The organism is Ruegeria sp. CDSB029, assembly GCF_059611125.1.
This window is the reverse complement of the sequence record NZ_JBXWOX010000005.1, coordinates 191,536-213,571: the sequence shown is the minus strand read 5'-3', so window position 1 is coordinate 213,571 and position 22,036 is coordinate 191,536. Positions and strand designations below refer to the sequence as shown.

General features: G+C 57.9%; 20 protein-coding genes. 3 read left to right on the top strand and 17 right to left on the bottom strand.

The window, feature by feature from the left end; genetic code table 11:
- Positions 1-95: 95 nt before the first annotated feature.
- From AC2FI8_RS08375 to AC2FI8_RS08360, 4 genes are read right to left on the bottom strand one after another with little or no spacing between them, the layout of a single operon-like run.
- Positions 96-1,244, bottom strand: coding sequence for an acetyl-CoA acetyltransferase (locus tag AC2FI8_RS08375; RefSeq protein ID WP_496778418.1), 1,149 nt, complete (start codon positions 1,242-1,244; stop codon positions 96-98).
- A gap of 11 nt (positions 1,245-1,255) precedes the next feature.
- Positions 1,256-1,669: a Zn-ribbon domain-containing OB-fold protein gene (locus AC2FI8_RS08370; protein WP_496778416.1), complete on the bottom strand. Its 414-nt coding sequence runs from the start codon at positions 1,667-1,669 to the stop codon at positions 1,256-1,258.
- A gap of 16 nt (positions 1,670-1,685) precedes the next feature.
- Positions 1,686-3,314: an acyl-CoA dehydrogenase family protein gene (locus AC2FI8_RS08365; RefSeq protein ID WP_496778414.1), complete on the bottom strand. Its 1,629-nt coding sequence runs from the start codon at positions 3,312-3,314 to the stop codon at positions 1,686-1,688.
- Positions 3,311-5,155, bottom strand: coding sequence for a feruloyl-CoA synthase (locus AC2FI8_RS08360; RefSeq protein ID WP_496778412.1), 1,845 nt, complete (start codon positions 5,153-5,155; stop codon positions 3,311-3,313). Before AC2FI8_RS08360 ends, AC2FI8_RS08365 begins: the two co-directional genes overlap by 4 nt.
- 208 nt (positions 5,156-5,363) lie before the next feature.
- Between AC2FI8_RS08360 and AC2FI8_RS08355 the strand changes: the two genes are divergently transcribed.
- Both AC2FI8_RS08355 and AC2FI8_RS08350 read left to right on the top strand, forming a co-directional pair.
- Positions 5,364-6,125, top strand: a complete 762-nt coding sequence (locus AC2FI8_RS08355) for an SDR family NAD(P)-dependent oxidoreductase (protein WP_496778410.1) — start codon at positions 5,364-5,366, stop codon at positions 6,123-6,125.
- A gap of 9 nt (positions 6,126-6,134) precedes the next feature.
- Positions 6,135-6,905 carry a crotonase/enoyl-CoA hydratase family protein gene (locus AC2FI8_RS08350; RefSeq protein WP_496778408.1) on the top strand — a complete coding sequence of 257 codons (771 nt, stop codon included), beginning with the start codon at positions 6,135-6,137 and terminating at the stop codon, positions 6,903-6,905.
- Positions 6,906-6,980: 75 nt separating this feature from the next.
- Here AC2FI8_RS08350 and AC2FI8_RS08345 read toward each other — a convergent pair whose 3' ends face one another.
- Positions 6,981-7,787, bottom strand: coding sequence for a ferredoxin--NADP reductase (locus tag AC2FI8_RS08345; RefSeq protein WP_496778406.1), 807 nt, complete (start codon positions 7,785-7,787; stop codon positions 6,981-6,983).
- 9 nt (positions 7,788-7,796) lie between these two features.
- On the bottom strand, positions 7,797-8,126 hold the full coding sequence (fdxA, locus tag AC2FI8_RS08340; protein WP_496778404.1) for a ferredoxin FdxA: 330 nt from the start codon (positions 8,124-8,126) through the stop codon (positions 7,797-7,799).
- 269 nt (positions 8,127-8,395) lie between these two features.
- On the opposite strand from fdxA, the gene AC2FI8_RS08335 reads away from it, so the two are divergent.
- Positions 8,396-9,508, top strand: a complete 1,113-nt coding sequence (locus AC2FI8_RS08335) for a CaiB/BaiF CoA transferase family protein (RefSeq protein ID WP_496778402.1) — start codon at positions 8,396-8,398, stop codon at positions 9,506-9,508.
- Here AC2FI8_RS08335 and AC2FI8_RS08330 read toward each other — a convergent pair.
- The 11 genes from AC2FI8_RS08330 to AC2FI8_RS08280 form a co-directional block, all read right to left on the bottom strand.
- A complete protein-coding gene (locus AC2FI8_RS08330) occupies positions 9,503-9,928 on the bottom strand; it encodes a MarR family winged helix-turn-helix transcriptional regulator (protein WP_108859585.1) in 426 nt (141 codons plus the stop codon). The two genes, AC2FI8_RS08335 and AC2FI8_RS08330, sit on opposite strands and share 6 nt — an antisense overlap.
- A gap of 72 nt (positions 9,929-10,000) precedes the next feature.
- A complete protein-coding gene (locus AC2FI8_RS08325; RefSeq protein WP_496778400.1) occupies positions 10,001-10,702 on the bottom strand; it encodes an ABC transporter ATP-binding protein in 702 nt (233 codons plus the stop codon).
- The gene (locus tag AC2FI8_RS08320; protein WP_496778398.1) at positions 10,695-11,468 is read right to left on the bottom strand and encodes an ABC transporter ATP-binding protein; all 774 of its coding nucleotides are present in this window, start codon (positions 11,466-11,468) and stop codon (positions 10,695-10,697) included. The genes AC2FI8_RS08325 and AC2FI8_RS08320 overlap by 8 nt, the downstream gene beginning before the upstream one ends.
- A complete protein-coding gene (locus AC2FI8_RS08315) occupies positions 11,465-13,309 on the bottom strand; it encodes an ABC transporter permease (RefSeq protein ID WP_496778396.1) in 1,845 nt (614 codons plus the stop codon). The genes AC2FI8_RS08320 and AC2FI8_RS08315 overlap by 4 nt, the downstream gene beginning before the upstream one ends.
- Positions 13,310-13,376: 67 nt before the next feature.
- Positions 13,377-14,591, bottom strand: a complete 1,215-nt coding sequence (locus tag AC2FI8_RS08310; protein WP_496778394.1) for an ABC transporter substrate-binding protein — start codon at positions 14,589-14,591, stop codon at positions 13,377-13,379.
- Positions 14,592-14,679: 88 nt separating this feature from the next.
- Positions 14,680-15,261 (bottom strand): amino acid synthesis family protein, encoded by a 582-nt coding sequence (locus tag AC2FI8_RS08305; protein ID WP_113788526.1) that lies wholly within the window; start codon positions 15,259-15,261, stop codon positions 14,680-14,682.
- Entirely contained in the window at positions 15,258-15,839 is a 582-nt protein-coding gene (locus tag AC2FI8_RS08300) for an amino acid synthesis family protein (RefSeq protein WP_113788527.1), read from the bottom strand. The genes AC2FI8_RS08305 and AC2FI8_RS08300 overlap by 4 nt, the downstream gene beginning before the upstream one ends.
- The gene (locus tag AC2FI8_RS08295) at positions 15,832-16,695 is read right to left on the bottom strand and encodes a UPF0280 family protein (protein WP_496739110.1); all 864 of its coding nucleotides are present in this window, start codon (positions 16,693-16,695) and stop codon (positions 15,832-15,834) included. Before AC2FI8_RS08295 ends, AC2FI8_RS08300 begins: the two co-directional genes overlap by 8 nt.
- Positions 16,696-16,701: 6 nt before the next feature.
- A complete protein-coding gene (locus tag AC2FI8_RS08290) occupies positions 16,702-18,195 on the bottom strand; it encodes a 6-hydroxynicotinate reductase (protein ID WP_496778392.1) in 1,494 nt (497 codons plus the stop codon).
- Positions 18,185-20,935 (bottom strand): molybdopterin-dependent oxidoreductase, encoded by a 2,751-nt coding sequence (locus tag AC2FI8_RS08285; protein ID WP_496778390.1) that lies wholly within the window; start codon positions 20,933-20,935, stop codon positions 18,185-18,187. Before AC2FI8_RS08285 ends, AC2FI8_RS08290 begins: the two co-directional genes overlap by 11 nt.
- Positions 20,928-21,761 (bottom strand): FAD binding domain-containing protein, encoded by an 834-nt coding sequence (locus AC2FI8_RS08280; protein ID WP_496766281.1) that lies wholly within the window; start codon positions 21,759-21,761, stop codon positions 20,928-20,930. The genes AC2FI8_RS08285 and AC2FI8_RS08280 overlap by 8 nt, the downstream gene beginning before the upstream one ends.
- Positions 21,762-22,036 lie beyond the last annotated feature (275 nt).

Here is a 22,036-nt window from a genome sequence, read left to right as displayed (position 1 = left end):
AACCCTTGCCGAGGGTACGTCTTCGGCAGGTTGCGTTTTATCGTATTAGCAAAATCTCAAGCTTTGGGGGCGCAATTGCGCCCCACTTTGATCACTTAAAGCGCAGCTTCGCTGCCCAGAACGGTCGTGAACTCGTTCGAGAACGTGCCGCCGTTGCCATGGGCAATCGCGACATTTACATCGTCGATCTGACGATCGCCACCGTCGCCCCGGATTTGGGTTGCAGCCTCGATCAGACAGAACAGGCCGTACATGCCGGGGTGTACGCAACTTAACCCGCCGCCATTGGTGTTTACTGGCAGCGAGCCACCAGGTGCGATGTTGCCATCGGCTACAAAGGCCCCCGCCTCACCTTTCTTTACAAAGCCCATGTCCTCGAGGAACAGCAGCGTGTTGATGGTGAAGGCGTCATAAAGTTCGACGACATCCACGTCTTTGGTGGTGACGCCGGCCATCTCGAACGCGCGTTTCGAACTTTCCGCGGCACAGGTTGTGGTCAGCGTGGCAGCCTGGCTGATCTCGCGGTGGGAAATGGCATTGCCGCCCCCAAGGAAATAGGCGGGCTTTTCCTGAAAATCCTTTGCGCGGTCGGCCGAGGTCACGATGATCGCGGCACCGCCATCCGACATCAGGCAGCAATCCAGAACCGCCAGTGGATCGGCAACCATGGGCGAGGACAGATACTCCTCCATCGTCAGGTCATCCTGCATTGTCGCATCGGGGTTCAGCTGAGCCCATTTCCGGGCCGAGATGGCGACATGTCCGAAATGCTCTTTGGGTACGTTGAACTCGTTCATATAGCGTTGCGCGGTGAAGGCATATCCCGGCACCGGCACCATTGGTTCATAGGCGCGTTCCCATTGCGGGGTTTCAATCAACCCGTTGAGATCGCGCGCGGATTTCGCGTTCGAGCCGTAGCAGATCAGCACGTTCTTGCAAAGACCGGACTGAATCGCCATGGTCGCTTCGACCAGATAGGACATGAAGGATGACCCGCCCACCATGTCCGAGTTCGCCCAGGTTGGCTTGATGCCCAGATACTCGGCGATCGAAAGGGTGGGGAAGAAGTGGTAGAAGGTGCCGCCACAGACGCCGTCGATCTCGGACAGGTCCATGCCTGCATCGGTCAGCGCGTTCTGCGTTGCTTTGGCAATCAGTTCCATTGGTGAGGTGTTGGGCGTTTTGCCCAGGCCCCAATAGCCTTTGCCAACGATTGCGGATTTGCCGCGAAGTGCATGTGCCATGATTGAATTCCTTACTCCGCGGGCTTGAAGAACACGGCGGCTTCGCCGGATTTTGCGTTGGGTCCGAAGTCGGGGGTCATGACAACGGCCTGTACTTTCATACCGATGGTGATCGCTTCGTTGTCCACGTCCACAACTCGGCTGAACATGCGCGGACCCTCATCCAGATCAATCAGCACGTTGTTGATGTCACCGCCGTATTTTGCCGGACGCCGGATGATGGTCGAGGCAAAGACAGTGCCGCGGCCCGAGGCTTCGACCCATTCCAGATCGTCTGCTCCGGTGGTGGGGGACAGGACGCGTGGGTAGAAGTTGTATTCACCGGTGGTTTTTGAGCGCTGGATCAGAAATTTTCCAGCGGCCAGACCGGCACGGAATGCCGCGTCGGCCTGAGGGCTGGCTTCGGGAAGAGTAAAGTCAGTCATGTGTCGTCCTTGATGTTCACGCGGCAAAGATCGCCGCAGAATGCGTGGGTTCTGGATTAAGGATGCGGTGCCGCAACAAACCGGCTTCCGGCAGGATGCGCGCCCGGACATGGGCCGCAGTGGCGCGCAACAATTCGGGCTCCGGGGCATTGTCCGCGGCGGCCTCGAGATCCGCCCAGGCGCGACCAAAATATACCAACCCGGTCAGCCGCATATAGTCCGAGACCGACGGACCGATATCCGTATAGCTTTGCATGGCTTGGGTTGCGGTTTTCCAGGCGTCGATCGCATCGACCAGCTCGATCGAGCTGGGGCCTGTTGAGGCCATGTCGGCAAAAGCCTGCGCCGCCGCACCGCCATTTGCGCGGATCGCGCGGCGGGCCACTCCGGTCGCCAGAACGCCGTTGGCGCCTTCGTAAATCGCCATGATGCGGCTGTCGCGCATGACCTGCTCAACGCGGTATTCCTTGCAGAATCCATAGCCGCCGTGGATTTGCACTGCCTGGCTTGAGGCCGCGTTGACTGCGTCGGTCGCGAAGGCCTTGCAGGTCGGAGTAAGGATATCCAGCAACCCCTGATCAATGCCCAAATCCATATCCACAAAAGTGCGATAGACCATCGCCCGGCATCCCAGCGTGTAGGCGTAGATATCCAGCAACATCCGCTGAACGTCACCGTGTTTGGTGATCAGCGCCGTGCCTTCTGATGTCGTTCCCTGGTGCCGACCTGCGGCATGCAAACGCGAACGCTGAAAGGCCACGTCCATCTGGCCCACGGCCTGCAGGGCCACATCCAGGCGCTCGGCATTCATCATGGTGAACATGGCGGCCAGACCTTGGCCTTCATGGCCCAACAATTCGGCCTTTGCGCCGTCGAACGCCATCTGACAAGTGGGTGATGCATGCATCCCCATCTTTTCTTCGATCCGCACGGTCTGAACCCGGTTACGTGTCCCATCGGGTAACACGGCAGGGCAGGCGAACAGGCTAAGACCCCTGACCCCCGGTGCCGCATCCGGGGTGCGCGCGAGCACCAGATGCAAGACGTTGTCGGTATAGTCGTGGTCACCGCCCGAAATGAAGATTTTTGTTCCGCTGAGCACGTAGTCATCACCATCGGGCGTAGCGGTTGTTTTGATCCGACCCAGATCTGACCCCGCATCCGGTTCGGTCAGGCACATCGATGCCATCCATTCACCGGACACCAGCGGCGGCAACAGCCGCGCCTTTTGATCGTCATTGCCCGAGGCATTCAGAGTTCGAATGCAGCCCTGCGCCAGGCTCAGCACCATCTCATAGGAAATACACGCGCCAGCCAGCATGTCCGCCAGAACCGCGCCCAGAATGTGTGGCAGTTCTTGCCCGCCAAATTCTTCAGGCGCACAAAGGCCCGGCCAACCGGCATCGGCATAGCGTTTATAGGCGGCAACCATGCCTGGTGGCATCCGCACCCGGCCATTTTCCAAACGCGCGCCGTGTTCCTCGCCGATCATGTCTAAAGGGGCAATTTCGGTGTTGATGAAGCGGCCTAAGGCTGGGATTACGGCCTCGGCCAGATCGTCGCTCCAATCTGGCAGCCGCTCGGGCCGACCGATATGCTTGAGGACGAATGCAATCTCGGCTTCAGAGGCGGTGTAGTCGATCATGTGGCGGCCTTTCCTGATACGATCACATCCGCAGCTCCATCATACAAGCTAGTGACCGCGTCAGCCCGAAGCTCTAGCGCAAGGCGTTGATTGATATAGCCTTTGTCGGTGATCTCGTTCTTTTCAACTGACGGGGCGTCGTGTTCGATGCGAACGCGCTTCACGCGTGTGGCGCTGCCGGTTTGCCCGGCATTGTATGCAGCCAGCTTTTCAGTGAGAAAGGCGCGTATTGCCGGATCGTCGGCATAGCCAGCCAAAGTGTCGCCCCGTCCGGTCAGGACTTTGCATTCATCTACGTTCAGGAACAGCAGCGCACCAATTTCGGTCCGGTCATGACCGGTAATGACGGCATCCGAGGCAATCGGGCTGAGGGCCTGCAGCAATGCAACGCGTAAGTTGCCGACGGCGACCCAAGTGCCGGTCATCAGTTTGAAATTCTCAGAGATGCGGCCATCGAATACGATGCCCTTTGATGGGTCATCTGGATCTTGCAGGCGTCCCGCGTCGCCAGTCAGGAAGTACCCTTCCTCGTCAAACGCCTCGGCGGTTTTTTCGGCGTTGTTCAGATAACCTGTTGTCACATGCGGTCCGCGGACCCGCATTTCCAGCTTGCCACCATTGGGCAGAAACTTCAGCTCGGATCCCGGACCCGGCACCCCGATGACTCCTGCCTTTTCGATGGGGAAGTGCACACATGTGGCCATCATCGCCTCGGTCAGGCCCCAGGCGCTTACAAACGGGATTTTCTCGCCCCTTTCCTGCAGGCCCAATTGTTCCAGACCTTCCCAAAGATGGTCGGGTAGCCCCGCACCAGAGAAAAAGATCAGGTCAAGCCGCTTGAAAAAAGCGTTGCGAAAGGCTGTGTCCTCGCGCAGGACCGGCAAAAGCATGTCAAAACCGCGCGGGACGTTGAAGAACAGAGTGGGCGATACGTCGCGCACGTTGCGAATTGTCTTTTCGATTTCACCCGGCACGGGTTTGCCATCATCAACATAGAAGCTGCCGCCGTTGCGCAGCATCATGTTGAAATTGAAATTGCCGCCGAACGTATGGTTCCAGGGCAGCCAATCAACCACGACAGGTGGGGCGCTTTCCAGAAACGGCCAAATCTGCACCACGGCTTCTTGAGTGGCCAACATCATGCGCTGCGTTACGATCACGCCCTTGGGCAACCCGGTCGAGCCGGAAGTGAACAGAATCTTGGCCAGCGTGTCATGGTCAATCACGGCCCGCGCTTGGGCAACCGGTTCGTCAGCTGTGGCTTCCAGGGCGTGTTCAAATGTCAGTGCGCCATCGTCCGACAGCTGTTCGATGCCTTCCGAGGCGAGAAACTCAAAAGCATGGGCAAAGCCCTTGGCATCATCGGCATAGGCCATACCGGGATTGGTGGTCCGGACGATATGGCGCAGTTTGGCCAGCGACTCGTCGAACAGAGAGTAAGGGACAGAAACCGGCACTACCGGAATGCCCACATGCATAGCAGCCAGCATCAGCAGACCGTGCCGGACCGAGTTGCCTGACAGAATCAAAAGCGGGCGATCTCTACCCAGTCCCTTGTTCAGAAGAAACGCAGCTAGTGAGCGGGTTTGCGTCAAAGCCTCGGAATAGGTGACGCTGATCCATTCACCGTCTGGCCCACGTTCGGCCAGAAACAGGCGATCGGGTGCTTCTTCCGCCCAGCGTTCCAGATATTCAGAAACGCACTGTACATCCACATTCAGCGGGTATGGGCTGCGCAAAACAAAGGCGCCATCGCTTAGGTCTTCTCGCAACACCTTTGAAGGCGCGAATTTTTGGATAGGCACTACACCGTCTTCACTTTGCCGGGCTGAAATGCTCATCTTTCCTCTCCCTGTCATCTGGCCGCCATGGACGCGACATGATGCATATTCTGAAAATCAGGCTATCCAAAAATTTGTTAGTATGCAAATGTATTATTGATCGTTCACTAAGTTCTGATTTAACGGGTATGATGCATCAGGAAATCGCGCAAGACCGAAGCCTGATTTCGTTGCGTCATGGCGTACGGGGCACACAGGGAGACATGGAATGAGAATCGAAAACGCATCCGCAATCGTGACTGGCGGTGCTTCGGGGTTGGGGTTCGCGACGGCCGAATATCTTGCATCATGCCGGGCGAAAGTGGCCCTGTTCGACTTGCCCGGCGACAAGCTGGACGAGGCCGCAAAGCAGATGGGGGCAGTTGCCGCGCCTTGCGACGTCACCAAAGAGGCCCAGGTTGCTGCGGCGCTGGACACGGCAACTGCCGCCCATGGTTTGCCCCGTGTTGTCGTCAATTGTGCCGGCGTAACGCATGGCGAGCGGATCGTAGGGCGCAACGGCCCGGCGGCGCTGGACGGGTTCGTCAGAACGGTTCAGATCAACCTGATCGGCACCTTTAATGTCATGCGCCTGGCAGCTGAGCGGATCATGCAAAATGAACCGCTTGAGGATAACGAGCGGGGGATTATCATCAACACCGCGTCGGCGGCGGCTTTTGAGGGGCAGATCGGGCAGGCGGCATATTCAGCCTCGAAAGGTGGGGTGGCCAGCCTGACCTTGCCCGCGGCGCGGGAATTTGCGCGTTCTGGCGTTCGGGTCATGGCGATTGCACCAGGTATCTTCTCGACCCCGATGATGGATTTGCTGCCGCAAGAGATTCAGGACAGTCTGGGTGCCAAGGTTCCCTTCCCGTCGCGTCTTGGACAGCCGGCTGAGTTTGCGCGCCTAGCAGGGCACATGATCGAAAACACCATGCTGAACGGTGAATGCGTGCGTCTGGACGGCGCGATCCGTCTGGAACCCAAGTAAGGCTTTGCAATGGAATATACACATATTACCCCAGAGACAGACGGCCCGGTTGGTATCCTGACGCTGGATCGACCTGCCAAGTTCAATGCGATCAATCACGGGCTGCTGTTCGAGATCGAGCACTATTTCGACACCCTTCCCGATGAGATCGGAGCCGTTGTGATCCGCAGCTCCAGTCAGCATTTCTGTGCCGGGCTGGACCTGTTGGAACATTCGATGCGCGACGCCGCAGGGGCGATGCATGAATGCCGCCTGTGGCACCGGATTTTCGACAAAATCGAATACGGACGGGTTCCGGTCGTCGCCGCAATGAACGGTGGTGTTCTGGGCGGCGGGATGGAGCTGGCCATGACCGCCCACATTCGGGTGTCGCAGCAAGATGCGTTTTATGAACTGCCAGAAGGACGCCGCGCGATCTTTGTCGGCGGCGGCGCAACGGTACGTGTTGGCCGGATCATCGGGGCCAGCCGGATGATGGAGATGATGCTGACCGGTCGCCGCTATGGCTCGGACGAAGGGTTGCAACTGGGGCTGGCGCATTATGTTGAGCCGGACGGATCCGTGTTCGACAAAGCGATGGAGCTGGCCCGGCGTGTGACCGAGAATGCGCCACTGTCAAATTACATGATGATGCAGGCGATCACGCGCATCAATGACATGTCGGCCAGTGATGGCTTCTTTACCGAAAGTCTGGCTGCGGCGATTGCCCAATCCTCACCCGAAGCGCGGGCCGGGATGGAGGCGTTTCTGAACAAGACAGGAAAGCGGGACAATCAGTAGTCCCGAGACACGCGGGATCTGGTGTGAGAGCGTTTCACCAGACCCCGGTGTAGGGCGGGGCAGAGCCCCGGTTGGTCAATCGACAAAAGCGCGTTCGACCACAAAAGTTGCAGGTTTGTTGTTCGCGCCCTCTTCTAGACCGAACCCTTCCAGCGCGGCCTTGGTATCCTGCAGCATCGCCATCGAGCCGCAGATCATTCCGCGATCTGTTTCAGGTGAGATTGGCGGCAGGTCCAAATCATCGAATACTTTGCCCGATGCCATAAGGTCGGTGATCCGACCTTTGAACGGATAGTCCTCACGCGTGAGGGTGCAATAGTGCCGCAAATTCTGCGCCATCTCGCCCACCAACGGATCGGATTTGAGCGCCGCAACCAGTTCCTTGCCATAGTCCAGCTCGCCTTGTTCCCGACAGGTATGGGTCAGGATTACTTCGTCGAACTTCTCATAGGTTTCGGGGTCGCGGATCAGCGACGCAAAGGGCGCAATGCCGGTTCCGGTCGAAAACATCCAAAGCCGTTTACCCGGCAACAGCGCGTCATTGACCAGCGTGCCTGTGGGCTTTTTGCGCATCAGAACTGTGTCGCCTTCGCGAATCTTCTGCAGGTGTTCGGTCAGCGGGCCGTCGGGGACCTTGATCGAATAGAACTCGATCTCTTCGTCCCAGTTGGGTGATGCGATGGAATAGGCGCGGTACACGGGTTTTTCCGCGTTCGGCAAACCAATCATCACAAACTCACCTGACCGAAACCGGAATGAAGCCGGGCGCGTGATGCGGAATTTGAACAGCCGGTCGGTGTAATGCTTCACTTCGGTAACGGTTTGGGCGAACACGCCCGCCGGAATGGGGAATTCAGTTTTGGTCGTAGAATCCAGCGACATATTAGTCTCCTATTCTGCCGGGGCATCCGACAAGAGCGCAAGCTTGCCTTCTTTGCCGTTCCAGTCGTCCGCGGCAGGCATCGGGTCTTTCTTTTCGGTGATGATGGGCCACGCCTCTGAGTATTTGCCGTTTAGTTGGACCCACTTTTCCATCCCATTCTCGGTGTCCGGGCGGATTGCGTCGGCGGGGCATTCCGGTTCACACACGCCGCAGTCGATGCATTCGTCCGGATGGATGACCAGTGTATTTTCCCCTTCGTAGAAACAATCCACGGGGCAAACCTCCACACAATCGGTGAATTTGCAGTTGATGCAGTTTTCGGTGACGACGTAAGTCATGGAGCGCCTATTCGTTAGTATACGAATGAATATTCGTGAGAATTACGTGCCTGTCAATACGTTTCTGTACGAATGAAATTTTCCTGTGTCGGACTCTTGACCCAAATGTGAAAAAAGTTAGTGTACTAACGAAAATACTGCGCTTCGGCAGGGTGGCATGACTGACAAGCAGGTTGTCGAAACATCGGACCTATGCTGTTGGGGAGATGCAGGATTCGATCCCGGACACAAGTTGGCCGATCGCAGCAGAGTTTTGAAAGGTTCAACCCATGAGCACCCCCTTGCACGGACTGAAAGTGATCGAACTGGCCCGCATTCTGGCCGGGCCTTGGATCGGGCAGACATTGGCTGATCTGGGGGCGGATGTGCTCAAAGTCGAAAGCCCCGAGGGGGATGATACCCGAAAATGGGGCCCTCCGTTTATCGAGCGCGATGGCGATAAGACAGCCGCCTATTTTCACGCCGCCAATCGGGGCAAGGACAGTATTGCATTGGATTTCCGGGATGCGGGTGATCGGGCCAAGTTGCTGGATCTGATCCGCGATGCGGATGTGCTGATCGAAAACTTCAAGGTCGGCGGGTTGAAGAAATTCGGCCTGGATTATGATAGCGTCAAACAGATCAACCCTGGACTTGTTTACGCATCCGTCACTGGGTTCGGTCAGGATGGGCCCTATGCCCATCGGGCGGGGTACGATTTTCTTATCCAGGGTATGAGCGGGATCATGGACCTGACAGGCGACCCCGAGGGAGAGCCGCAAAAGATCGGCGTCGCCTTTGCAGATATCTTCACAGGCCTCTACGGGGTAATCGGCATTCAGGCTGCACTTGCTGAACGAGAGCGTTCGGGGCAGGGACAACACGTGGATCTGAGCCTGCTGGATTGCATGACGGGCGTTCTGGCCAATCAGGCGATGAATTATCTGGCCTCGGGTGTGTGCCCAACGCGACTGGGTAATGCTCATCCCAATATCGTGCCTTATCAGGTGTTTCCGGTGGCGGATGGACACATCATCATCGCCTGTGGAAACGACCGGCAATATGCAAGCCTATGCGAAATACTGGACCTGTCGGGGTTGATCGACGACACCCGGTTCTTTTCCAACGCGGACCGTGTGGAAAATCGCGCAGCGTTGACTGAACTGCTGACGAGTTCCTGCCTGAAATGGACCAAGGTCGATCTGTTGGCGGCCCTTGAACAACACGGCGTGCCTGGTGGCCCGATCAATTCAGTTCACGAGGCGCTAAGCGACCCGCAGATTCAGCATCGCGAGATGCAGATTAACCCAGAAGGTGTGCCCGGTCTGCGCACTCCGATCCGGTTTTCCCGGTCTGAATTGCAGTTGGACAAGGCGTCGGCCAAACGGCCCTTCAAATCATGAGATTTTGCGCAAAATCCGAATCAGGTTGCGCTGTTCGGCGGCCGTCAGCGGCTTGAGCGTTTCGTTGGTGATCTGCTGACCAACATCCTTCATGCGCGCGACCATGGCCTCGCCTTCGGGGGATAGCGAAATCAGTGTGCGTCGCTTGTCGTCCGGATCGGGCTCGACAACCGCAAATCCCTTTTGACGCAAGCGATCAACGACCCCTTTGATCGTCGCAACATCCATTGCCGCCAGCCGCCCCAACCGGTTTTGAGAGCACTTGCCCAAATCGGCAATACGGATCAGCGCAGCAAACTGCGTGGGCGTCAGGCCGTCCAATGTGTGTGACTGAAAAATCGACGCGTGGCGCTGATTGGCCAGCCGCAAAAGGTAGCCGACCTGCTCGTCAAGCGCATAGCTTTCAATGGATTCCGTCATGACGGCTCCTGCCTGATTCAATTGTTCGTACTATAATAATCAAAGCCATGTCCTTCCCGCAAGACCAAGGTATTAGACTGCAAGATAGGTATTTGAAATTTTTGGGTTTTCGTCGAGGTCAGTAAAGCTGCCTTCAAACCGCATTTCGCCTTTTTCGATGATATAAGCCCTGTCCGACACGATCCGCGCAAAGTGTAGGTTCTGTTCACTGATCAGCACCGACAGCCCCTCTCGTTTCAGTTCCGCAATCACGCGGGCCATCTGTTCAACAATGACCGGCGCAATCCCTTCTGATGGCTCATCCAACAAGACCAGCTTGGGATTGCCCATCAATGTACGGGCGATGGTCAGCATCTGTTGTTCTCCACCCGAAAGTTGCTTGCCCAGGTTCTTGCGACGCTCAGCCAGATTTGGGAACAGATCGAACAAGTGTTCCTGTGTCCATTCGGGTGCATCTGGACGTGGTTCGCGGCGTCCGACTTCGAGGTTTTCTTCGATGGTCAGATCCCCGAAAATCCGACGGTCTTCGGGGACATAACCCATGCCAAGGCGACAGATCGCATGAGGGGTATTCCCCTGAACCTCGCGTTCGGCATAGCGGATGGTGCCATTTATGTGACGCACCAATCCCATGATGGACTTCATGGTGGTCGACTTGCCCGCGCCGTTCCGGCCCATCAGCGCAACCACCTCGTTTTCGCCGACGCTCAGCGAAACACCGTTGAGGATTTGCGCACGGCCGTACCAGGCCCCAAGGTTTTTGACATCAAGCATGGGCGCTCTCCGCTTCAAAGACTGAGCCACCGCCCAGATATACCTCTTGGACCAACGGGTTGGTGCGGATTTCAGACCCTGTGCCTTCGGCGATCAACTCACCCCGGTTCAGCACCAGAATACGATGGGCATGGGCAAAAACAACGTCCATGTCATGTTCGGTGAACACCACACTCACGCCGCCTTCGGCCACGATTTCCGCGGTCAACGCCATCAGGGCTAGCCGTTCGGACGGTGCCATACCCGCCGTCGGTTCGTCCATCAGCAGAAGGGCGGGCGCATGCGCCAGGGCAATCGCCAGTTCCAGCCTTTTCAGATCGCCATACGCCAGTTCCGAACATGCCCGCCCGGCTTGATCCTGCATCGAAACAAGTTCCAGCAACGCCATTGCCTCATCCACATACATCCGCGTCGCCCGGGAAAACAGGTCGAACACCCGGCGGTGATGCGAGATCAGCGCCATCTGGACGTTTTCCACAACGGTCATCGACAGGAAGGTCGCCGTAATCTGGAACGTTCGACCAACGCCCATACGCCAAATCTTGCGCGGCGGATGGCCGATCAGGGCCTGACCGCGCAAGGATACCGAGCCTGCATCCGGTTTCAGGTAGCCATTCAGCATGTTGAAACATGTGGTTTTGCCCGCGCCGTTGGGACCGATCAGGGCAAGGAATTCCCCTTCCTTCAGATCGAAATTCACACCCTTCACGGCCTGCACGCCGCCAAAGGATTTAGACAGGTTGCGGACTTCGAGAACGTTGGTCATGCGCGGCCTCCTTTCAGGCCGCGCAGCAGGCGCTGGACACCGCCCGCAATTCCGTCAGGTGCCACTAGGACAACGATTAGAATGATGGCCCCGAAGATGAAACGCCAATAGTCTAACCGCGTGACCCAATCTTCGATCAGTACAAAGGCACCGGCCCCCAGGATCGGACCCGCCAGTGCGTGAATGCCACCCAGAAGAACCATGATCAGACCGTCGATGCTCAGCGCGATGCCGAGGCTGTCAGGAAAGACGCTGCCCTTGGAGAATGCAAAGACGACCCCGGCCAAACCGGCAAAGCCACCCGCCAGCACAAATCCCATCCATTGATGAAACCGGGTATCGATGCCAATCGATTCAGCCCGGGTTTGGCTGTCGCGTATGCCGCGCAGGATATAGCCGAACGGAGAGAAGGCCACACGACGCAGCGCCCATATTCCGCCAATACAAAGGACGAAGGCGATGTAAAAATAAACCTTGTCAGAGCTGGCCCATTTCGCAGGCCATACACCAAGGATGCCATCATCCCCGCCTGTAAATTCCTGCCATTGGAACGTGACACCCCATAGGATCTGGGCTGCGGCCAAGGTCAACATGGCAAGGTAAACGCCAGACAGCCGAACACAGAACCAGCCGAAGAACAGCGCTGCAATAGCCGCGCAAACCGGGCCGAAAAGCATTGCCGAGACCATGCCGAGCCCAAGGAATTTGACCACCATCGCGGCACCATAGGCACCAACGCCGAAATAGGCGGCATGTCCGAAACTGACCATGCCGCCGACGCCCATCATGAAATGAAGCGATACGGCAAATAGCGTCGCGACCATCACATCGACCATCAGGACCGAGGTGAAATCTGCAGTGAACAAGGGGCTAAGGGCCAAAACCAACAGCGCAGCCATCAGCACCATTGCTGATTTCTGATCCATCAGCGCAAGTGGTTGGTCCGGTTCTTCCGGTGCGCCCCTTTCGCTGCCCGGTTTGCCAAACAGACCATGCGGGCGGAAGATCAGGACAATCGCCATAATGACGAAGGGCAAAACGATTGAGATCTGCGGGAAGATCAGGATGGCAAAAGCGTTCAGGACCGAGATCAGAACCGCCGCCACAAACGCGCCGGACACGCTGCCCATACCGCCGATGACAACGACGACGAAGGCCTCACCGATGATGGACAGATCCATCTGCAGAGATACTGCCTCGCGCGGGATTTGCAGCGCGCCGCCCAATCCAGCCAGGAATGACCCCAGAACGAATGCTGCCGAAAACAACCAGGCTTGGTTGACGCCTAGCGCCCCGACCATCTCGCGGTCTTGGGTCGCGGCACGCACCAGAACACCCCAGCGGGTTTTGTGGAACAGCAGCCAGATGGCCAGCAATACGACCGGCCCGATAGCGATCAAGGCGAGGTCATATTCGGGAATTGGTTCACCCATGATGCGAACCGCGCTATCCAATCCCGGCGCGCGCGGGCCCAAAAGGTCCTCTGCGCCCCAGATCGCCAGCGTGCCATCCTGAAAGATCAATACGACGCCAAACGTTGCGACTAGTTGGAACAGCTCAGGTGCGTGGTAAATGCGGCGCAGGATAGTGAGTTCGATGATCAGGCCGATCACCCCGACGATCATTGCCGCCAAAATGACGCTGACCCAAAAGCCAAGGATGCTGCCGCTCCAGAGTGTGACCAATGTGTAAGCGAGATAGGCGCCGACCATGTAGAACGAGCCATGCGCAAAGTTCACGATCCGCGTGACGCCGAAGATGATCGAAAGCCCGGATGCGATCAGGAAAAGCGAGGAAGCGTTCGCCAATCCAGTCAATAGCTGTGCAAAATAGAACCCCATCGGGCCACCGTCCCTTGTTCGTGTTCTTTTTGTGGGGCGGGGCAGCTATTGCCCCGCCAACGTCGGCTTATTCTGCTGGACGCAAGGCTGCTGCGTCGTCTTCGCTGGGCAAATAATCTGCCCCGTCGGCATAGGACCAGTCGACCATCGATGGTTTGCCGTCGACTGTCCCAGTCATGCCGACATAGGCGCCCATCGTGGACTGATGGTCAGCCGCGCGGAAGGTGAAGGGGCCGGTTGGGCTGCTGTCGACGGTCAGGCCCTCCATCGCGGCTAGCAAGGCGTCAGTGTCTGTGGAATCGGCCTTTTCTAGTGCTGCGGCGATGGCGAGGATCGAGTTATATCCTACGATAGAACCGGTTTTGGGCGCTTCGCCGAACTTCTCGATATATGCATCAGCAAACGCTTTATGCTCGTCCGTTGTGATGTCAGTCGAGGGGTATCCGGTGACGATCCAACCTTCAGGAGCCTCAGCCCCCAGAGGGTCGAGATATTCCGGTTCTCCGGTCAGCAATGATGCAACGTCGCGATCCTCGAACAGGAACCGCAGCGAACCTTCGCGAACAAATTTGGCCAGATCGCCGCCGAAGGTCACGTTGTAAATCGCATCCGGTTTCGAGGCCTCAAGCGCGCGAACGGTGGAACCCGCGTCGATCTTGAACAGCGGTGGCCATTGTTCTTCGACAAATTCCACATCGGGGCGCAATTTGGTCAGTTCGGATTTGAAGGCCTTCACCGCATCCTGACCATAGGCGTAGTTCGGCGCGACAGTCGCCCATTTCACAGCATCCAACTTGGCGGCCTGTTCGGCCAGCATTGCTGCCTGCATGTGGGTCGAGGGGCGAAGGCGATAGGTGTATTTGTTACCTTTGGACCAGACAATCGCGTCGGACAGGGGCTCGGACGCGATGAACAGGACCTCTTTCTGCTTGGCAAAATCGGAAACCGCCAGACCGATATTGGACAGGAAGGTGCCAAAGATTAGAACTGCACCGTCTTTTGAGACCAGCTCCTCGGCGATCCGGATTGCGGTGGCTGGATCACCGGTATCATCCCGGCTGATCACTTCCAGTTGCTTGCCGTCGATCCCGCCTGCGGCGTTGATCTGTTCGACCGCCAGTTCCCAACCTTTCTTGTAGGGCTCGGTAAAGGCGGGCAGACGGGTATAGCTGTTCACCTCACCCAAAACGATTGTGTCCTGGGCCAGACCGACCCCAGCCGTCAAACCGGTGAAGGGCAGCGCCGCAAGCGCGCCCAGTACCGTGCGTCTGATCAGATTCATTTCAAATTCCTCCCAATGATCATTGTTCACGGCCAGTTATCCCGGCTTCTTAATGTGTTGTCAGCCCTAAAGAGCGCAGCTGCTACATTCAGCGCAGCCCGTCTTTGCCTTCTGCCTCCTCATTCGTCAGCCCGCCTACACGCGGCAGCGGTCGTCCGCTGTCGGTGACCGCAACTGCCACCATGATCTCATTGGCGCGGGGCGCGTCGTTCAACTGCACTTCGATGCCGTCAAAATGGCTGCGGACATAGGCCGCGTCCTTGTGACCGAGCGGTACGTCCAGTACTTGCCCTGGGCTGCCCATCTTCTTGGAAGAAGGCACCAAGGCGGCGCCCTTTTCGACCTCCTTGCGCAGTGGTGCGCCCAGCTTGGGGTGCAGGATGGCGGCGGCATGTTCCAGCTCGCCGTTCTCACCGACCATCGCCGATTTTCCATAGCTTTCAGCCTGTTCCGGCGTGATGTTAAGGGCCTCGACGCAACGACGGCCTAGCAAAGCGCCCAACTCAGCCCCGGTTTCCATCAGCGGGGTCAGATCCTCGACATATTGCCCGGCAAAGGGGTTTTCGATCACGGCCACAGCCACCGCCTTGCGTGTGGCGGGCGAGATCGGGCGCCCTGCCTCTATATGGGTTTCTTCAACGTTGACTGCGATTTTGCGGATCTTTGTCATCTTAGGCCGTCCTCTCCTTTGATGTCCCAGGCCTCAAGCCCGCCCGAGCGCGAATGCACCCGCGGCCCGGTTGTCATGACCAGCGAGAAAGCCAGCTCGCCTGCGCGCGGGGCGTCATTGCAACCCACCTCCATGCTGTCGAAATGGCTGCGCACATATGAGGCGTTGATATGCGTGATCGGCACATCCAGCCGCGCACCCACGCCGCCAACTTTTTTCGATGAAGGCACAATCGCGTTGGCTGTACCCAGCAACTGCCGCATCGCGTAACCACCGGGGGCATGCCACAGTGCGCCGTGTTCCAGCTCGCCGCCTTCGCCAACCAAGGACCCTTTGCCGTACCCTTGGACGTTTTCCGGACCGCCCAACATGTCGATCAGTGTTTGCGCCATTTCCAAACCTAAAGGTTTGAGGTCTTCCATAAAGCCCTGAATTTCGGGTTCGTAGCGTCCTGCGAAGGGGTTGGCGATCACGGCCATCGCAGCGACCCGCACCAGCGGCGTGTCGGACAGTGGTCCGCCTTCGTGATAGATTTCTTCAAGCGAAAACAGCTTTTTTCGCAGTTGAACGTCAGGCATATTGTGGAACCTTCTGAGTGGTTGAGATCACCAATCGGGACGCGCCCGTCTGGCAGGAGTGAGAGCCAAGAGACAGATGGGCGGCAGAGATCAAACCGCGTCCAAGCATGGTCTCGGCAGTATTCAGGCCGTGTGACAGGGCATCTTGAATATCTTGGGCAGAGAGTTGACCGACAGAAACCGGAACCGGCAGGTCGCCCAAATCGCTGTCATCGCGCAGTTGATTGGCCGGAAGGCGCCGGATGGCCGGATGCCCGGGCAGATCAACCGCGTTGGCGATCAGAGTCGCTGCCACATCGGCCATTGCTGCGTTGCTGGCCAGCACTGTAACGCTGTCGGCGATGCCAAGGCTCAGACTACGTCCGCCGCGACCCGACGTGGCAATGCCACCAATTTTGTCGCTTGCACGGATAGCAATGCGGCCCAGGTCGCACCCGTCAAGCCCACTCATGGCGATGCTATAGTCCTGACTCGAGCACAGATGCACGGCGATGTCTCCGCCATTGTTGACCGACGCGCGATCCAGGGGCGTGGCCTGTAGCATGGCCGCCAGTACTTCGTCTGCAACGGCTCCGGCAACTGCGGCCATGCGTGTAACAAACACGTTGGTATGAGGGCGGGCAGCGTCATCCATACGGCGCGCTACCCGTCCTTGAGGGCGGGCGCATTCAGCCGTCATGGGCGTTTTCAACAAAGCCAGTTCATCCACTAAGCCTTGCAGCAAGGATTGGAACCGTAACTGGGCAGCTTCAAATGCGATATCGCGCGCGCCATCTGCCTCGACGATCAGGTCGATCGGGCCGTGTTGCAGATGCAATCTGCGGCCACACGGCAATATGGCAGAGATGGGTTGCATCTGACCTTATGCTCCTTTCGCCCAGCGGTAATTGTTCGAAGACATAGGGTCGGGCTGGTTTTCGAACTGATCTACCTTGCGGGTTTCGTCCGAGATGACATCTGCAACTGGCTTGATCTCATCCATGTGCCCCCCCAGCGTGCCATAGTCGCTGACACGCATTGTGAACTCGATGGGGGCGACCAGTGCCGGGGTCGGAACATATCCGAACGAACCTGTGGGCATATCCAGAATGTCCACCATCACGGTGATGCCGCCGCCAGGCCAAACGTAAGCTTCGGCCCCGCCGCAGGATACAAAGGTAAGCGAGTCCTTGACCGATTTCGTGAGACGAACCGGGTTTTCCGTGACACCCGCCCGCAGGCTGCCGCCTGCGCCGCCCATGAACAGAACCGAGCAGACCGAAGGTTCGCAGTTTTCGGCAATCAGCTCAGCAGACGCCTTCAGCGCCGGGGGAATCTCGACGGGCTGAGGTTTCAGCTCGGCATCCAGTTCAAAATAGCCATATTGCTCACCAGTGGTGGATACCATCAACAGGCTCATACCTTCACGCGCGAATTTCGGATTGAAATCGCCCAGAATTTTCAGCGGATCCTCGATATCCGTACCGCCCCAGCCGGTGCCGGGCTCAGCGACCTGAAAATAGCGACCCGGAGTAGAACGACGGCCATTGATTTTGATCCCCGTGGGTTCGACGTCCAGCAGTTTGCCTGCCTGATGCTCGGACAGAACGCCGGTAATGTGGTCGTCGACCACCACCACGTCATCCACATGTTCAATCCACTGCTTGGCGAACATCCCGATTGTGGCCGAGCCGCAGCCCACCCGCATCAGTTTTTCCTCGACCCCGTTGATGATGGGCGCTTTGCCGGCCTGAACAACAACCGTGGTCTCATGTCCTTCATCACCGATCACCATCTCGACGGCTTCACGATTGCACAGCCGAAGCAGGGCATCGCAGGTGATCCGGCCCTCTTTTTTGGTGCCGCCAGTCAGGTGCTCTACGCCGCCCAGCGACAACATCTTGGATCCGTATTCCGAGGTCATGACGTGCCCGACCGGCTCACCATTTACGCGGACGACATCGCGTTCGTGGCCGATATGACGGTCGGTGTCGATCTTCACCTTGACGCCGCAATACGAGAATATCCCCTCGGTCACGACGGTGACCATATCCACGCCCGCCACATCTTGGCTGACGATGAAGGGCGCGGGTTTGTAGTCGGGATAGGTCGTGCCCGCGCCGACGGCGGTCACAAAGGGCCGTTTGCCCTGCACGATGTCGCCGTCCCAATCTTCGGGGTCTTTGCCATCCTTCAGGAACGGGACCAGACGAGTGTCTTCTGCACTTTCGATGATGGTCAGCGCATCCAGACGAACCAGATCGCCACCATGGTTGGCGTAGCGGTCGCAGGCCCCGATTTTGCCATCTGCGATATAGCACATCACCGGGCAGGCGTCGCAGCGGATTTTTTCCGGTGTTGTGCGCTCAGTTGCCATCTGTCAATTCCTTGATTGCTGCGCGCATTTTTGCTGGCGTTGCGGGACCTTGGGTCAGCCGAACGCCGCAGGCGCGTTTGATTGCGTTGAATAGCGCCGGGGCCGTCGGGATCAGCACGTGCTCTCCCAGCCCTTTGGCGCCATAGGGGCCGTGGGCATCCTCTTCCTCGATGATCAGCGTTTCGATCGGAGGGATGTCACCAATGGTCGGGACCAGATAGTCATGCAGGTTCTCGGTGCGGCCGGGCAGGTACTCTTCCATCAGCGCCATGCCCAGACCCTGCGCGATACCGCCCTGTACCTGACCTTCGACCAGCATCGGGTTGATCGCCTTGCCAACGTCATGGGCGGCCACGAATTTGATCGGTTTCACCGTGCCCAGCTTTGTGTCCACCTCGACAACCGCCAGGTGCGCAGCATATCCAAACTGCGCATAAGGTATTCCCTGACCGTTTTCGTCCAGCGGCTTTGTGGGCGGGTCATAGGTTTCTTCGGCGCGCAGGACGTAGCCTTCTGCGTCAGGCTCCAGCACGGTCAAGTCGATAGTGTGATGTTGCCCATTGTCGTCCACCACAATCAAACCCGCGCTCAGAGTGATCACGGAGTCAGGCCCGGCGTTCACGCGGGACAGAATCTGCGCCCGCATCGATTCACCAGACAGACGTGAAGCGCTGCCAGAGACATAGGTCTGACGTGAGGCCGAAGTTTTGCCCGCGTCTGGCGTGACATCCGTATCGGCCCCGATGATTTCGATCTGCGCAACAGGAACACCAAGCGCTGTGGCAAAGATCTGCGCGATCACTGTGTTTGCCCCTTGGCCGATATCCATTGCCCCTTGGTGCAAGACCAAACTGCCATCTGACCGGATACCCGATTTGATCGTCGACGGGTTGGGCAACGAAGTGTTGCCGCACCCGTACCAACCTGCCGCCAGTCCAACGCCGCGCTTCAAGGTATTGTTTCTTGCGTTGAATGCCTGAACCGCTGCATTTTCTTCGGTCCACGCGGGACGCAGCGCTTCGAGGCAGGCACGAATGCCGACACCTTGATCGAAAATCTGTCCGCAAACGGTGGGGACACCGTTTTCCAGGGCATTGTTGATGCGGAAATCAAGCGCGTCGATGCCTAGCTTGTCCGCCAACTCATCGAACAGGCATTCCTGCGCGATGGCTGATTGCGGAACGCCAAAGCCGCGGAATGCGCCCGACGGCGGGCAATGCGTATGGATGCCTTTGGCTTCGGCGCGGTAGTCGGCAATTCTGTAGGGACCCGAGGCATGCACGGGCACCCGGTTGGCCACCGTCGGACCCCAGCTGGCATAGGCACCTGTGTTGAACAGCCCATCAAAAGTCATCCCACTGATACGACCGTCTTTAGTTGCCCCGATCTTGACCCGCAGGTCGGAAGGGTGGCGTTTGGTGGTGGACTGCATCGACTCGGTTCGGGAATAGGTCAGTCGCACCGGCTTGCCGGTTTTGAGCGCGGCAAGAGCCAGGTAAGGCTGCACCGATATATCGAGTTTTGAGCCGAACCCGCCGCCGACCCCGGTCGGGGCAATACGGATCTGATCGCGCGGCATCCCCAGGATGATCTCCAGCGCGTCCAGGTCCATCACCGGAGCTTGCGTGCAGGCATGGACTTCGACCCGCCCGTTCACGATCTCGGCGAACCCGGCCTCAGGCTCGATATACCCATGTTCGACAAAGCCCGAGCGGAAATGGCCTTCGACCACAACATCTGCGTTGGCCAACGCGGTTTCTGGGGTTCCGCATTTCACGAAACCGGCACACATAACGTTGCCGTCGCGATCTGGGTGCAGCTGCGCGGCTTGGGGCGTCATGGCGTCCAGTGAATCCAGCGCGGCGGGTCTTTCTTCCCACGCTACCGGAAAATCTGCTGGGTCGAAGGTTGCCAGAACCTCGGGCAGGCCAATGATGGCGGCGACAGCCTCGCCACGGAACCGAGCCTCGGTTTCCGCGAAGACTGGTTGGTCGGCAAAGTCGGGAATAACGCCAAAGTTGTTGCGCCCGGGAATGTCGGCCGCAGTCAGGACCGCTTCGATCCCTGGGGTCTTATTGGCCCAAGTGTCCAGATCGCCAAGTGTAAATCGGGCACGGTGGTAAGGAGAACGGATGACACAGATTTCCAACGTACCTGCCGGGGCAACATCATCGCCAAAAAGCTCTGTGCCTGTAACCTTGTTGTGCCCATCCACGCGCCAGATGGCGTCGCCCGCGTGTCCCAGTGTTGCTGCTGGCAAGGCAGGCGCACCAGCGGCGACCACGGCATCGATAATCTTGCGATACCCGGTGCAGCGGCACAAAACACCGCCAAGGGCATCCTGGACCTGTTCATTGTTTGGCTCAGGTGTCTCGCGCAGCAAAGCGACGGCGGAGGTCATCATGCCGGGTGTGCAGATTCCGCACTGCGCCGCGCCGTGGTTCTGAAAGCTGTCTGCCAAACGTTTGGCAATCTGATCATCCTGCGTCAGCCCGGACACCGTTTCCACGGACCGCCCGGCAGCCTGTTGCGCCGGAACCAGACAGGCGCAGACCGGATCACCATCGACCAGTACAGTGCAAGCACCGCAGTCGCCGGCGTTGCATCCGATCTTGACGTCGCGTGCTGACAGCCGCTCGCGCAGCATTTCCGACAGGCGTTCACCCACGCGCGGCACCGCGCTGACAGGGTGGCCGTTCAAGGTGAATTCGGTCGTGAATTCATCAGCGCGTTTATCCATGGTGTTGTCCCGCTTCTGCGATTGCCCGGACACATTGTTCTGCCACCGCGTCCAGTCGGAATGCGGCGTCTCCACGGACGTCATCAATGGGGCTGAGCGGTGCCAAATGCTCTGATGAAACTTCAACCGTTTCAGGGGATTTCCCGATCAAATCGGTTTCGAGCTGTACCAGCCTTTGTGCCACGGCTGACGCAGCCCCCGCGGCGATGCGCGCATAGTTGATCCGGTGGTTTTTATCTAGGCCGATGATGACAGAAGTCATCGTGATCGAGATCACAAGGTATCGCCGCGCGCCGAGTTTTTCGAAATGTCCAACAGTCCCTTTGGGCGGATCGGGCAGGTAGATCGCGGTCACAATCTCATCGTCGGACAGCGCCGTTTTGCGCACGCCAGTGATGAACTCTGACAGCGGAACCTCGCGAAAGCCACGGGCCGAGCCAAGTTCAACGCTGGCCTCCAGCGTCAGCAGCGGTGGCACGCCGTCAGCGGCAGGCGAGGCATTGCACAGGTTCCCTGCAATCGTGGCGCTGTTCTGGATCTGCAGGCTACCGACTTCCCGCGCTGCCATTTGCAGGCCCCTAAATGCGACGGGCAGATTGGCCCGGGCAATGTCTGTCCAGCTTGTTGTGGCTCCGATTCTCCAACGGTCATCCACAAGTTGGATGCCCGAAAGACCATTGATGCGTGTGACGTCCAATATGTCGGTTTGCAGCTCATGACGCTGCCGGGATGGGAAAAAGTCAGTGCCGCCAGCGACAACCGTCAGATCATTGCTGGTCAGCAAGTCAAATGCATCATCGAGCGTGTTGGGAGAGAGATACCGCAAAGTGTCTATCCTGATGAGAAATTTCTCGTTAGTACACAAATGATATTACGCGAACAAAAAAAATGTCAACGATTTGTTTGGGCCAGTTCTGTTTATCATGAGCGCGGGTAGAAGATTGGATCACGGATATTCAGTCGATTGAGCATTCCCCTTATTTTCAAAGCTAATTGAGGAGCAGTCACTCTAGGCGAGATGAAATTGGGCGATGTGACGGCGCAATGCCGATTTTGTTTCACGAATGTCCAGAAGTTCCAAATTCGGTCAGTAATTCGTTG

Excerpts from the sequence above, each read along its gene's own strand:
- AC2FI8_RS08375 (WP_496778418.1), bottom strand. The coding sequence starts at position 1,244 with ATGGCACATGCACTTCGCGGCAAATCCGCAATCGTTGGCAAAGGCTAT.
- AC2FI8_RS08370 (WP_496778416.1), bottom strand. The coding sequence starts at position 1,669 with ATGACTGACTTTACTCTTCCCGAAGCCAGCCCTCAGGCCGACGCGGCA.
- AC2FI8_RS08365 (WP_496778414.1), bottom strand. The coding sequence starts at position 3,314 with ATGATCGACTACACCGCCTCTGAAGCCGAGATTGCATTCGTCCTCAAG.
- AC2FI8_RS08360 (WP_496778412.1), bottom strand. The coding sequence starts at position 5,155 with ATGAGCATTTCAGCCCGGCAAAGTGAAGACGGTGTAGTGCCTATCCAA.
- AC2FI8_RS08355 (WP_496778410.1), top strand. The coding sequence starts at position 5,364 with ATGAGAATCGAAAACGCATCCGCAATCGTGACTGGCGGTGCTTCGGGG.
- AC2FI8_RS08350 (WP_496778408.1), top strand. The coding sequence starts at position 6,135 with ATGGAATATACACATATTACCCCAGAGACAGACGGCCCGGTTGGTATC.
- AC2FI8_RS08345 (WP_496778406.1), bottom strand. The coding sequence starts at position 7,787 with ATGTCGCTGGATTCTACGACCAAAACTGAATTCCCCATTCCGGCGGGC.
- fdxA (WP_496778404.1), bottom strand. The coding sequence starts at position 8,126 with ATGACTTACGTCGTCACCGAAAACTGCATCAACTGCAAATTCACCGAT.
- AC2FI8_RS08335 (WP_496778402.1), top strand. The coding sequence starts at position 8,396 with ATGAGCACCCCCTTGCACGGACTGAAAGTGATCGAACTGGCCCGCATT.
- AC2FI8_RS08330 (WP_108859585.1), bottom strand. The coding sequence starts at position 9,928 with ATGACGGAATCCATTGAAAGCTATGCGCTTGACGAGCAGGTCGGCTAC.
- AC2FI8_RS08325 (WP_496778400.1), bottom strand. The coding sequence starts at position 10,702 with ATGCTTGATGTCAAAAACCTTGGGGCCTGGTACGGCCGTGCGCAAATC.
- AC2FI8_RS08320 (WP_496778398.1), bottom strand. The coding sequence starts at position 11,468 with ATGACCAACGTTCTCGAAGTCCGCAACCTGTCTAAATCCTTTGGCGGC.
- AC2FI8_RS08315 (WP_496778396.1), bottom strand. The coding sequence starts at position 13,309 with ATGGGGTTCTATTTTGCACAGCTATTGACTGGATTGGCGAACGCTTCC.
- AC2FI8_RS08310 (WP_496778394.1), bottom strand. The coding sequence starts at position 14,591 with ATGAATCTGATCAGACGCACGGTACTGGGCGCGCTTGCGGCGCTGCCC.
- AC2FI8_RS08305 (WP_113788526.1), bottom strand. The coding sequence starts at position 15,261 with ATGACAAAGATCCGCAAAATCGCAGTCAACGTTGAAGAAACCCATATA.
- AC2FI8_RS08300 (WP_113788527.1), bottom strand. The coding sequence starts at position 15,839 with ATGCCTGACGTTCAACTGCGAAAAAAGCTGTTTTCGCTTGAAGAAATC.
- AC2FI8_RS08295 (WP_496739110.1), bottom strand. The coding sequence starts at position 16,695 with ATGCAACCCATCTCTGCCATATTGCCGTGTGGCCGCAGATTGCATCTG.
- AC2FI8_RS08290 (WP_496778392.1), bottom strand. The coding sequence starts at position 18,195 with ATGGCAACTGAGCGCACAACACCGGAAAAAATCCGCTGCGACGCCTGC.
- AC2FI8_RS08285 (WP_496778390.1), bottom strand. The coding sequence starts at position 20,935 with ATGGATAAACGCGCTGATGAATTCACGACCGAATTCACCTTGAACGGC.